The organism is Pseudomonas sp. Wu6, from assembly GCF_019891515.1.
Classification (GTDB): Bacteria; Pseudomonadota; Gammaproteobacteria; order Pseudomonadales; family Pseudomonadaceae; genus Aquipseudomonas; species Aquipseudomonas orientalis_A.
In genome coordinates this window covers 79,734-91,516 of the sequence record NZ_JAFLXH010000027.1, presented here as the reverse complement: position 1 = coordinate 91,516, position 11,783 = coordinate 79,734, and the positions used below count along the sequence as shown (strand labels likewise).

Annotated in this window: 13 protein-coding genes and 1 tRNA gene; 6 read left to right on the top strand and 8 right to left on the bottom strand. The window is 61.8% G+C overall.

Going from position 1 to position 11,783, the window contains the following annotated elements; translation table 11 throughout:
- Positions 1-345: 345 nt before the first annotated feature.
- Positions 346-1,107: an AraC family transcriptional regulator gene (locus tag J1G34_RS18845; protein WP_222994476.1), complete on the bottom strand. Its 762-nt coding sequence runs from the start codon at positions 1,105-1,107 to the stop codon at positions 346-348.
- A 255-nt stretch (positions 1,108-1,362) separates the two neighbouring features.
- Between J1G34_RS18845 and J1G34_RS18840 the strand changes: the two genes are divergently transcribed.
- The 3 genes from J1G34_RS18840 to J1G34_RS18830 all read left to right on the top strand — a co-directional run bounded on the left by J1G34_RS18840 (position 1,363) and on the right by J1G34_RS18830 (position 4,590).
- Entirely contained in the window at positions 1,363-2,289 is a 927-nt protein-coding gene (locus J1G34_RS18840) for a 4-hydroxyproline epimerase (protein ID WP_222994474.1), read from the top strand.
- A gap of 37 nt (positions 2,290-2,326) precedes the next feature.
- Complete coding sequence (locus tag J1G34_RS18835) at positions 2,327-3,274, top strand: dihydrodipicolinate synthase family protein (RefSeq protein WP_222994473.1); 948 nt, start codon at positions 2,327-2,329, stop codon at positions 3,272-3,274.
- Positions 3,275-3,342: 68 nt separating this feature from the next.
- A complete protein-coding gene (locus J1G34_RS18830; protein WP_065935959.1) occupies positions 3,343-4,590 on the top strand; it encodes an NAD(P)/FAD-dependent oxidoreductase in 1,248 nt (415 codons plus the stop codon).
- A gap of 19 nt (positions 4,591-4,609) precedes the next feature.
- Here J1G34_RS18830 and J1G34_RS18825 read toward each other — a convergent pair whose 3' ends face one another.
- Positions 4,610-5,593 (bottom strand): GlxA family transcriptional regulator, encoded by a 984-nt coding sequence (locus J1G34_RS18825; protein WP_065885586.1) that lies wholly within the window; start codon positions 5,591-5,593, stop codon positions 4,610-4,612.
- A gap of 222 nt (positions 5,594-5,815) precedes the next feature.
- Between J1G34_RS18825 and J1G34_RS27305 the strand changes: the two genes are divergently transcribed.
- A complete protein-coding gene (locus J1G34_RS27305) occupies positions 5,816-5,947 on the top strand; it encodes a hypothetical protein (RefSeq protein WP_256095203.1) in 132 nt (43 codons plus the stop codon).
- A gap of 8 nt (positions 5,948-5,955) precedes the next feature.
- Here J1G34_RS27305 and J1G34_RS18820 read toward each other — a convergent pair whose 3' ends face one another.
- On the bottom strand, positions 5,956-6,564 hold the full coding sequence (locus tag J1G34_RS18820) for a LysE family translocator (protein ID WP_065893265.1): 609 nt from the start codon (positions 6,562-6,564) through the stop codon (positions 5,956-5,958).
- A 227-nt stretch (positions 6,565-6,791) separates the two neighbouring features.
- Between J1G34_RS18820 and J1G34_RS18815 the strand changes: the two genes are divergently transcribed.
- Complete coding sequence (locus tag J1G34_RS18815; RefSeq protein WP_065893264.1) at positions 6,792-7,049, top strand: hypothetical protein; 258 nt, start codon at positions 6,792-6,794, stop codon at positions 7,047-7,049.
- Between the two features lie 28 nt (positions 7,050-7,077).
- Here the strand turns inward: J1G34_RS18815 and J1G34_RS18810 are convergent, their stop codons facing one another.
- The 4 genes from J1G34_RS18810 to pvdQ all read right to left on the bottom strand — a co-directional run bounded on the left by J1G34_RS18810 (position 7,078) and on the right by pvdQ (position 10,591).
- The gene (locus tag J1G34_RS18810) at positions 7,078-7,245 is read right to left on the bottom strand and encodes a hypothetical protein (protein ID WP_163001627.1); all 168 of its coding nucleotides are present in this window, start codon (positions 7,243-7,245) and stop codon (positions 7,078-7,080) included.
- 248 nt (positions 7,246-7,493) lie between these two features.
- Positions 7,494-7,691: a hypothetical protein gene (locus tag J1G34_RS18805; RefSeq protein ID WP_065885580.1), complete on the bottom strand. Its 198-nt coding sequence runs from the start codon at positions 7,689-7,691 to the stop codon at positions 7,494-7,496.
- Between the two features lie 313 nt (positions 7,692-8,004).
- A tRNA-Cys gene (locus J1G34_RS18800) sits at positions 8,005-8,078 on the bottom strand.
- A 233-nt stretch (positions 8,079-8,311) separates the two neighbouring features.
- Positions 8,312-10,591 (bottom strand): bifunctional acylase PvdQ, encoded by a 2,280-nt coding sequence (pvdQ, locus tag J1G34_RS18795; RefSeq protein WP_222994472.1) that lies wholly within the window; start codon positions 10,589-10,591, stop codon positions 8,312-8,314.
- Positions 10,592-10,826: 235 nt separating this feature from the next.
- Here pvdQ and J1G34_RS18790 point away from each other — a divergent pair, with 235 nt between their 5' ends.
- Positions 10,827-11,207 carry a fe2+ zn2+ uptake regulation protein gene (locus J1G34_RS18790; RefSeq protein ID WP_065896878.1) on the top strand — a complete coding sequence of 127 codons (381 nt, stop codon included), beginning with the start codon at positions 10,827-10,829 and terminating at the stop codon, positions 11,205-11,207.
- A 12-nt stretch (positions 11,208-11,219) separates the two neighbouring features.
- Here J1G34_RS18790 and J1G34_RS18785 read toward each other — a convergent pair whose 3' ends face one another.
- A complete protein-coding gene (locus J1G34_RS18785; protein WP_005788056.1) occupies positions 11,220-11,414 on the bottom strand; it encodes a hypothetical protein in 195 nt (64 codons plus the stop codon).
- Positions 11,415-11,783 lie beyond the last annotated feature (369 nt).

Genomic DNA, 11,783 nt, shown 5'->3' with positions numbered 1-11,783 from the left:
GCCGGAGAGAGGGCACACCGAGCCTAGGCGAGGTGCCGAGTGGTGGGGCAAGAGCGTTTTGCTTACTTTTGCGCTTTTCAAAAGTGAGCCGCCGTCAGGGCGGAACCCTAATCAGCCGTTACCGCAGAAACGGATATGTACTCGGTCTGATCCAACATCCTGGTCGGCTCTGAGGCCGCCATCGGGGGCAAGCCCCCTCCCACATTTGGGCCAGGATCGACACAAAATCCTGGTCGGTCCGGAGGCCGCCATCGGGAGCAAGCCCCCTCCCACATTTGGGCCAGGATCGACACAAAATCCCGGTCGGCCCTGAGGCCGCTATCGGGAGCAAACCCCCTCCCACGCCTATTGCGTGGCCTGCCGATATTGCCTGGGCGTAAACCCGGTCGACGCCTTGAACTGTCGAGTAAACGCACTGTGGTCGGTATAGCCGCACTGCAAGGCGACGTCGGTAATCGGCAGTTCGGAGTGCAACAATCGGTGGGCATGCTCCAGCCGCACCTTCTGGATCATTTGCCGGGGCGTAAGGTGGAACACCCGCTTGCAATAGCGCTCCAACTGCGCCACGGAGATACCGGCAATGCGCGTCAGCTCCCCGAGGGTGACACGGCGGTTGAAGTGAGCGCGGATATGTTCGTCCACCGCCGCCAGGCGTTGGTAGGCAGGGTGGGTCTGGCTGGCCGACTGCAGGTCGAGCGAAATGCCGGCCAGGCCGATGATCGCGCCGCCAGCGTTATACAGCGGCCATTTGTGCGTCAGGCACCAGCCCGGTTCGCGGCTGCCGTAAAGGTGCAGCTCAAGCTGGTCCTCCAGCACCAGACCCTGCTGCAGCACACGCTGGTCCTGCTCGGTATAGCCCGGCCCCAGTTGCGCCGGGAATACCTCGGCGCTGGTCTTGCCCAACAGCGGCTGCAGTTGCCGCAGGCCGCAGCGCTGCACCAGGGTGCGGTTGGCGAGCACGTAGCGGGCCTCGATGTCCTTGATGAAAAACGCCGCGTTGGGGATCACGTCCAGCAACGGCAACAGCTGCGCCGCGCCTGTCAGCAACTGCTCGATGCTGTGGGGGCGACTGCCCTGCAAGAGACTCGCAAACACGTGCTGAACCATGATCTTCATCGCCCGTTTCTGACCCCGACGCCGAGCAGATTGCCCCATGCCCGGGACCCTGTCGAGCGCTGAAAACTGTGCTGAATTCGTCATCCATCCCGACGCAAACCATCAATCGGCGCCCGCTTAGGGGGTTCACGATAGCGCCACTGCCTACCTGGTGCGCCTGGAAAGCGACGACGATGAAAGCGAAGCCGTCAGTGACGATCACTACAGCGCCCAACTTTCTCCAGCCACTCACTGATGGAGCCTTGCATGAAACGCCTGCACGTTATCGACTCCCACACCGGCGGCGAACCCACACGCCTGATCATGAATGGCTTTCCTGCGCTGACCGGCGACACCATTGCCGCTCAACTCGACGACCTGCGCAGCCACCATGATCAATGGCGCCGCGCCTGCCTGCTGGAACCGCGCGGCAACGACGTGCTGGTGGGGGCGCTGTATTGCGCGCCGGTCACCCCGGGCGCGACCTGCGGCGTGATCTTCTTCAACAACGCCGGTTATCTGGGCATGTGCGGCCACGGCACCCTCGGCCTGGTTGCCTCGCTGCACTACCTGGGGCTGATCGAGCCGGGCGTGCACACCCTCGACACCCCGGTGGGCCCCGTGGCGGCCACGCTGCACGCCGACGGCGCGGTGACCCTGCGCAACGTGCCCGCCTATCGCTATCGCCGGCACGTCTCAGTGCAGGTGCCCGGCCACGGCGCGGTGGCGGGTGATATCGCCTGGGGCGGCAATTGGTTTTTCCTGGTGTCCGACCACGGCCAGGCGCTGCAGATGAGCAACGTCGACGCCCTCACCGACTACACCTGGGCCATGCTCAAGGCCCTTGAAGCCCAGGGCATCTACGGCGAAGACGGCGCGCTGATCGACCACATCGAACTGTTCGCCGACGACACCGAGGCCGACAGCCGCAACTTCGTGATGTGCCCCGGCAAGGCCTATGACCGCTCCCCCTGTGGCACCGGCACCAGCGCCAAGCTCGCCTGCCTGGCGGGCGACGGCAAACTCGGCCCCGGTGAGTCCTGGGTCCAGGCCAGCATCACCGGCAGCCAATTCCAGGCCCGCTACGAATGGGACGGCGAGCGCGTACGCCCGTTCATCACCGGCCGCGCCCACATGACCGCCGACAGCATCTTGCTGATCGACGAGCAGGACCCGTTTGCCTGGGGCATCTGAGCCCTTCCCCCCTACTCAATACCAAGGAGTCAGCACCATGAGCGACAACATCTTCACCGGTTGCATGCCCGCCCTGATGACACCGTGCACCCCCGCGCGCAAACCGGACTTCGATGCCCTGGTGGCCAAGGGTCGCGAACTGATCGATATCGGCATGAGCGCCGTGGTGTATTGCGGTTCCATGGGCGATTGGCCGCTGCTTACCGAAGCCGAGCGCCAGAAAGGCGTGGCGCGCCTGGTGGCCGCCGGCGTACCGACCATCGTCGGCACCGGCGCGGCCAACAGCCGTGAGGCCGTGTCTCACGCGGCGCATGCGGCCAGGGTCGGCGCGCATGGCTTGATGGTGATTCCGCGTGTGCTGTCCCGTGGCGCCTCGGCCACCGCGCAAAAGGCCCACTTCGCGGCGATCCTCAAGGCGGCGCCCAACCTGCCGGCGGTGATCTACAACAGCCCGTACTACGGCTTCGCCACCCGCGCCGAGCTGTTCTTCGAACTGCGCCGCGAACACCCGAACCTGATCGGCTTCAAGGAATTCGGCGGCGCCGCCGACCTGCGCTATGCGGCGGAAAACATTACCTCCCAGGACGACGACGTGACCCTGATGGTAGGTGTCGATACCCAGGTGGTGCACGGCTTTGTCAATTGCAACGCCACCGGCGCCATCACCGGCATCGGCAACGCGCTGCCCCGTGAAGTGCTGCAACTGGTGGCGCTGAGCAAGCAAGCCGCCACGGGCGATGCCAAGGCCCGGCGCCAGGCCCGCGAGCTGGAAGCCGCGCTGGCGGTGCTGTCCTCGTTCGACGAAGGCTGCGACCTGGTGCTGTATTACAAGCACTTGATGGTGCTCAACGGTGACCAGGGCTATGCCCTGCACTTCAACGAAACCGATGTGCTCAGCGCCGCTCAACGCCGCTATGCCGAGCAGCAGTACGCGCTGTTCCGCCAGTGGTACGCCAACTGGTCGGCCGAGCAGAACGTCGCTTGATTTTCTGTAGGCGCGGGCTTGCTGTGGCGAGTCATCTGCTGGTCAACAGCCGAAGAGAGGCATAAGCGATGGCCAATCCCCACTCAGCCGACATCGTCGTGGTCGGCGCCGGCATCATCGGCGTTGCCTGCGCCTTGCAACTGGCGCGACAAGGACGGCAGGTGCTGGTGATCGACGCGCAGGCGCCGGGCATGGGCGCCTCCTATGGCAATGCCGGGCACCTGGCCACCGAGCAGGTCTTTCCCATCGCCGACTTGTCGATCCTCAAGCGCCTGCCGGCCATGTTGCTCGACCCCATGAGCCCGCTGCGCCTGGACTGGACCTACCTGCCCCGCGCCCTGCCCTGGTTCATGCGCCTGCTGCTGAACCTGCGGCCGATACGCTATCAGCGCACTGTCGCCGGCCTCCTCGCGTTGAATGAAGCCAGCCTCGCCGCGTGGCAGCGCTTGTTGGGCTCTATCGGGCACCCGCAGTTGCTGCGCGAAGACGGTTCGCTGCTGGTGTTTGAGCGCGCCGAATCCCGTGCGGCGCTGGATGCCTTGCAGCAACGGATGCAGCAGCAAGGCGTGCCGGTGGCGTTCTGGTCGGCGCAGGCGGTGCGCACGGCGGCGCCGCAGTTGAGCGAGGCGATACAGGGCGGTTTGTTTTTTCCGCGCACCGGGCATTTTCTCGACCCGTACGCAGTGGTCGGCGAGTTGGTGAACGCGGCCAGGGCCTTGGGTGTGACCTTTCTGCAACAGCGCGTCGTGGATGGCCGCGTGGAAAATGACGGTGTGTCATTGATGACGGAGCACAGCGTGGTCACCGCGCGCCAGGTCCTGATCGCCTGCGGCGCCCACTCGGCCCGTCTCACCGCCACCCTCACCGGCAAGCGCGTGCCGCTGGACACCGAGCGCGGCTATCACCTGATGCTGCCCCACGAACACCAGCGCCTGCCCTTCGCCGTCACCTCACTGGAGCGCAAATTCATCATGACCCCCATGGCCGACGGCCTGCGCCTGGCCGGCACCGTGGAATTCGCCGGCCTGGAACGTCCGGCCAATATGCAGCGAGCGTGGCAGTTGCACCGCTTGAGCAACGGCCTGTTCCGCCAGCCGCTGAACGCAGCCGACGCCACGCCATGGATGGGCTTTCGGCCCTCCCTGCCCGACTCGCTGCCGATCATCGACCGGGTGTGCGACGGCAAGGTGCTGCTTGCGTTCGGTCATCAGCACCTGGGATTGACCCAGGCGGCGGTGACGGCGGAAAAAATCGCTCAGTTGGCAAGCGGTGAAGCAGTGCCTGGGGTGCAGGCGTATCGAATGGCGCGATTTTGATAAAGCCACCTGTTCGCGCCTATTTGACCAGCCGCTTTTCTTTAGAGGGGCGATAGCCGAAATACGAGCTGTAGCACTTGCTGAAGTGACTCGGTGACACAAAACCGCAGGCCACCAGCACGTCCACCTGCGACAGCTCGGTGTGCTGCAACAGGCGCCGCGCTTCGGTCACGCGCAACTCCATGTAGTAGCGCTGCGGCGTGGTGCCCAGTTGCTCCTTGAACAGGCGCTCCAACTGGCGGCGCGAGCGGCCGGCGTAGACGGCGAGCTGGTCGAGCTCAAGCGGCTCTTCCAGGTTGGCGTCCATCAGCTTGAGCACTTCGCGCAGCGGTGCGCTGACGCAGACGTTTTCGGTCGGTTTGATGCGTCGGTAGCGCGACTCCTCGAAGGCGAGGATGTCTTCGATGCCTTCGACCAACGCCTTGCCGTGCAGGCTCTTGATCCAGTCCAGGGCCATGTGGAAGGCACCCGAGGGGCTGGAAGCGGTGAGGCGGTCGCGGTCGATCACATAGGGCTCGCTGGTGACCTGCGCGGCCTTGCACACCTCCGCCAGCGCCGGACGATGCTCCGGGTGGATAGCGCAACGATAGCCCTGCAACAACCCGGCGCGGCCGAGAAACCATGAGCCGTTCCACAGGCCGGCAAGCCCGACACCCTGTTCGGCAGCGGCGCGCAGGATATGGATGAAGTCTTCACTGGCCTTGAGTTCGGTGCGAAATCCACCACAGATCACCAGCAGGTCCAAATCCTGCAACACCGAAGGTTCCAGGCGCGCATCGGGACGGATGACCAGGCCCAGGTCACTGATAATCTCGCGCTCGTCCCACCCGAACGTGCGCGTCGCGAACAGCTCGGGGCGCAGCAGGTTGGCGGTGACCAGCGTGTCGAGGGTCTGGGTGAAGGCAGGCAGCGAGAAGTGTTCGAGCAGCAGGAAGCCGATACGGGTGACCGCCGCCGTCTGCTGGGGATTGTCATTGAGGTAGCGCAGGTTCTTACCCTTCATGCCACCGCTGAACTGGCGTCTTTCCATCGAGGGTTGGCCCACTCTTATTGTTGATGCAGTGGGCGCTATCTTAGGGGCAAACGCGGTGGCTGTCTCACTCCCGGCGGCTGATCAGCAAAAACCTGTAGCGCCTGAAACCTGCGATCCAGGCGCTGGCGCGCCATCTGATACGGTTTTTTCCGCGCCATCTGCCTCTGTATCGAAAACCGCCCGAAGCGGACAATGGCGCCATCCGACATTCCTGTCGTCCCCCTTCCCTTTGGAGGCCTTATGACCAAGATGGCTATTTTCCTGTTCGGTTTTCTGGTGTTGACCATCGGCATCGGCATGCTGGCGACCATTTCGCCGGTCTAGTGGGGCTGTCACCCGACAAAAAGCATCGGATACAACGACAGCACCAGCAACCCCGCCATGGTCCAGTTGAATGCCCGCAACCAACGCGGCTCGCGCAAGACACTGCGCAAGCCGCTGCCGCAGCCGACCCACACGCACACACTCGGCAGGTTGACCACGGCAAACACCAGCGCAATCACCAGCACATTGGTCACGTAACCCTCGGCCGGCGTGTAGGTGGTGATCGCGCCCAGTGCCATGATCCACGCCTTGGGGTTGACCCACTGGAACGCCGCCGCGCCAAGAAAAGTCATCGGCTTGCCCTGTTCGTCATCGCTGTCCGCCATGCCGCCGGCGTTGGCGATCTTCCACGCCAGGTACAGCAGATAGGCAGCACCGACATAACGAAGCAACGTGTACGCCCAGGGGAACAGCTTGAACACTTCGCCCAGGCCCAGCCCCACGCAAATCACCAGCACCATGAACCCGATGCTGATACCCAGCGCATGGGGCATCGAACGGCGAAAGCCGAAATTCACGCCGGAGGCCAGCAACATGGTGTTGTTGGGCCCGGGGGTGATCGAAGACACGAAAGCGAACAGCATAAAGGCTGACAGAAGACTGGTGGACATGAACATGGCGCGGCATCCAAGCGGGGGGTGATGTCCTGCGACAGTAGAGGGTTGCGCAGTTTCTCGCCCCATACAGCTGGCGTTGGATCGAGGAATACACTTTGATGACATGGGTTTCACGAAGCTTTCACAGACGCAGGCCTAAGGTTATCCCAGCTCCTACATGAACACCTTTTAGCCCGCTCCCCCATCGCGGGCTTTTCTTTGCCTGTGATTTTTCCCGGATAAACAGGGTGAACGCTGTGATAGACGATCTCGGCGGTCCCAGAACCGCACAACAAGCGCTGTTCTACGACCTTGAAGATGCCGGCGCCGTGATCGGCTGGTCGGTGGTTGAACTGAAGGCCCTGGCGGCCAGCGGCAAGGCGGGCGATCAAGCGGCGCTGCTGACCAAAGTGTGCGCGCTGCTGGCCGTCCAGCAGAAACGTCTTGAAGCCTACGCACATGAAGTCAAAGAGCAGCGAATCAATCGGTCTGAAGCGGCTGGCTGAGACCAGCCGCATCGCTGCATCGGGCTGATCAGCGGTGTTGCGTTGAATGCTGACCGCCATCAGCATGTTGTTTTTTTACACGCTTTCGCGCCCTGAGTTCGTATTGGTGGTGGACAAACCAGATCACCAGAAGCAGAGCCGTCACGCCGAAAACCAGGGTTAAAAGCTCTAGCGCAGTACCTTCGTGTGCAAACATTTTTCGTTCCTCATCCTGAAGCCGTGTGACCGGGAAACAGTCACACCGAAATTGTTTGTAACAATACAAACAATTTCAGGGTAGTCGGCTGAGGCGTCCGTGACAACCGTTTAAAGGCTGGAACCCTTGATCCAGACACGTCATTCGTCGAAAACCACGGACTCTGGGTTTGAAAAAACGATGGCCGGGGCGTTCTGCACCGCAAAAAAACCCGGCGCCAGGCCGGGTTCATCAGTTTGAATCAATCACTAGTTATCCGGATGCTCACTCGCCACTGAATCGGCCGCATCCACATCCGACATATCCTCCTCCAGCGGCGCGTCATCGTCCGGCGGCAGTGGAATATTGTCCTCATCACGCTTAGGGTCGTGACCGGTTTCGTTATCGGTATTGCGAGTCACATCCTGTTGAGACAGGTTCCCCGGGGCATTTTCGTTGATATGCATGCTGGTTCTCCGTTCCTACGCTCGGGATATCCGCGCTTGATATTCAGAGACGGCATGGCAGGCAGAGTGCCGGGTGGCAGACGAATGGTGATCCCATGTGGGAGGGGGCTTGCCCCCGATGGCGGCGTGTCAGTCTGATCGTTCCCACGCTCTGCGTGGGAATGCCGCCTGGGACGCTCCGCGTCCCGCCGACAGGTGACGCAGAGCGTCACGGGATGCATTCCCACGCAGAGCGTGGGAACGATCATCAAGGAACCATAAATCGCAAACAATAAAAAACCCCGTAGACGCTAATCTACGGGGTTTTCAAGAGTGGAGGCCGAGGTCGGAATCGAACCGGCGTAGGCGGATTTGCAATCCGCTGCATAACCATTTTGCTACTCGGCCTCAAACGATCAATGCCTGTGTTGCCGGCATTCACCGCATACAAACTTGAGTGGGCTCTGTGAAGCGCGCCTCTACTCTCTAACTGATCCAACACATCTAACTCATTGAATACATTAAAGTTTTTAATGCTTCATTGCGTTCGATGGGCGCCATTATGTACTTATTTGCTTTTGCCCGCAACCCCTTGATTTCAAAAATATTTCGCATTGGCATCAAGGGGTTGCGTGGCCGCCCTACTCCTGGATGCGTTGCGCCTGGTACTGCGGGTCGGCCTTGATCTGGGCTTCGGTGAAAGGCAGTGGGCGCAGCTGTTTCTCGGAGAAGGCCTGGGTCTGGTCCACAGCGTATTTTGAGTCAGGATTGCTGGATTCGGAGAACGCCAGTACGCCTACCGCCTGGGGGCCTTTGTCGTCGAAGCTGACGATTTGCAGATAGCTGGTGCCGCTGACGACTTCGCGTTTGCCGTCGGCACGGGGTACGGTTTGCATGGCGTTGTAGATGCCCAGTTCCTGCGGGCCGCCATGCATGGGGGTTTGCCCGGAGACCTGGAGGTCGCCCCAGCGTTTCACGCCGAGTTTGTCGACGGCGGCGCTGGAAGCAAGCATGGCTTCGCGTAGGGCCTTGGCCACGGGTGCGCGGTCGATGGCGAGGCCACTCGGGGTGGTCAGCGGGTGGGCCGGGTCGAAAGCGACGCGCCAGGCATCGGGAATCTGCTGCAGGTGTTCCACCAGGTTGATGAAGTGCACCAGGCCCAGGCCGCTGTCGAGGTTGGCGCGCTGGTCCCAGGTTTTCAGGCTGGTGCACAGTGACTCAAGCGCGGCGGCATCGTTGCCCAGGTGCTTGGCGCAGAACGCCAACAGGTCGGGCATGACTTGCCCCGCCAGGTACACCTCGTTGTCCATGACCATGCTTTGCAGGGCGCTGACGGTAATCGGTTGTTTCTCCAGGGATTGCAGGCGTTGCAGGGCAAAACGTGCACGGGGACCGAGGCCGATGTTGTCCTGGCTGATCACCGGGGAGAAGCCGGTGAGCGGCGCCTTGGGGTTGGCCATCCAGGCCGAATCGTTGGAGTGCTGCACGTAGTCGCTGCGTTGCAGCTGCGGCAATTGGGCAGCCGGGAAGATGCCCGCTTGCGCGGCGCGAGGGTCGATGTCCCAGGCGCAGGCGCTGCGGCTGCCGTCGAGCATGATCATTTGCAGGCCGGCCCGCGGGTCGCTGCATTGCGCAAGCTTGGCGGCGCTGACGTTGGGCACCACCGACAGGTTCATGTACAGGCTCTGGCCCTGGTCATCGGCGGCCAGGGTATTGACCCACGGGATGCCTTGCAGGGTATGCACCGAGGTTTGCAGCGCCTGGAGGCTGTCGGCGCGGTTCATCGCGTACCACTGTTGCAGCACCCGGTCGTTGCCGAGGTTTGCGTCGCGCAGGCTGTATGCATAGTGGTTGTCCCAGTCCAGCTTGCCGGGCCATTGCACCACGGGGCCGAACTGCGAACTGTAGACCGTATGGGTGACATCCTTGAGGCTGCCATCAGCCTGTTTGGCCTGCACGGTCAGCGTGGCTTTATCCAGGGGCAAGGACTTGCCATCGAGCAGGTAGCGGGTGGAATCCTTGGGGTCGAGGGTCAGGCGATACAGGGTGAAATGCTTGGAAGTGTCCACCGTGTGCGTCCACGCCACGTGCTGGTTGAAGCCGATATTCACCACCGGCAGGCCGGGCAGCGCCGCGCCCATTACATCCAGCTGGCCGGGAATGGTCAGGTGCATCTGGTAAAAACGCATGCCGCCCACCCACGGGAAATGCGGGTTGGCCAGCAACATGCCGCGCCCATTGAAGGAGCGATCCCGGCCGACGGCCACGGCGTTGCTGCCCCGGTCAAGGGTAAAACGCTGTTGATGGGCAGCGGCCAGTTCGAATGCCTTGGCGTCGGGCTGCACGGCGGCCATGGCCTGGGGAGGTGTCGCGCCAACCAAGGCTTCGGCGAACTGCCCGACGCCACCTTCCACCAGCAGCCTGCGGGTCAGCTTGACCAGGTCTTCCTTGACCAGCGGACGCACCCACGCCGCCTGACACTGCACCGGTGCGCCCTGCTCTTTCAGATAACGATTGAAGCCTGCCACATAGCCTTCGATACGCTGGCGGATCTGCGGCGTTTGCGCGTTCCAGAATGCCTCGACCGCATTCGGCGTGTTCAGCCAGGTAAAGAACACGTCGCTGGCGAGGTTGTTGCGCTCTTCCAGGGTGGCCTGCTCGGGGCCGAAGAATCGGGCACGCTGGCCATTCACCGTAACGATTTCATTGGCCAGCAGGCACAGATTGTCCTGGGCATACGCGTAGCCGATGCCGAAACCCAGACCCCGTTCGTCGTTGGCGCGGATATGCGGCACGCCATAAGTGGTACGCCGAATCTCCGCCGACGCCTGCACTACCTGCTCGCGCGCCGATGCCGCCAGGCTCAACCCCAGCAACATCCCTGCCATGCCTATCCTGGACAACCCATTGGAAATAATCACGCCGACTCCACAGTCAATTGAACACCCTCGATAGGGGCAACTACCCCACCGTTAGGACGCAACCCGCCGGCAATAATTTAGCCGCGCGGCAGGTTTATTCCCGGCGTGCACACTGTGACAAACCTGATACCGACAAATTTTCTACAGCTTGCACTTCATGATTTTGCTCGTTCGTTCGTCTTATTGAATAAGAGCACCATCATTTTCCTGATAAGGCTCTGATAAGGAGTTTTGCATGTACAACCCACAAGTGCCCACGGATGGACATTCATCAACCAACGAGGCCGGTTTCGGCAACGGCTCGCAAGGGTTTGACAAAACGCCCGAACAGCAGGGCAACCAGCGCATACGCCATTTGCTCAAGTGTTTCGGTCTGCGCACCAGCCTGATTCGGCTGAAGGTCATCGACGCCTTGATCACCGCTGCCGGCAACCAGCGCACCCTTGGCGTGCGCGGTGTGCACAGCCATTTGCTGGAACTGGGCATCCCGTTGTCGTTTCTCAGCGTGCGCGAGGTGCTCAAGCGCCTGTGCAGCGAGGGCGTGATCACCCTCAATGCCGACAAGAGCTACAGCCTCCACGAAGAGGCTGCCAAAGTGCTCAATGGGCGCGTCTGAATCACGCGCTCATCAGAAGTGAGGCTTGACCTTGCGCCGCATGATGCCGTTGATCACCACAACGACAACGGCAATCGCAATGGCCAGGTACTGGAAGGTTTTCTCGCTGATCACGCCGATGTTCTGCAGGTAAGACAGGCCGAACATCGAGGCCAGCACGGCCAGGGCAATCAGAATCGAATATTTCAAGCGTTGCTTTTGGGTCATGACGAGTTCCTGAACCTGAAGAATGTATGCACGTTGTGTCGCTGCGCATGCCGGGAAGCTACCCGGTGGCGGGGACGGACTGAGGCCGGCCGAGGCTCATGTTACAGGCGATGAAAAATTTTGGCTCGTCCTACGCCTGCCGGCGTTTGACCCCATTGCCCGTACACCTGCGGATACACGATATTCGCCCCTCCTGTACGGAACGTACCTACGCGACAGCCCCAACCATACGAAGCCCAACAAGGAAGAATCATTCGCCAAACAACATAGGGAAACTTGGGCCAACGTCACTTGGATTACACAATTGATTTCAGGCCTCGCCAACCTCCGTATACGCCGGGACACCTCCTCCCTGGAAACCACCCCGCC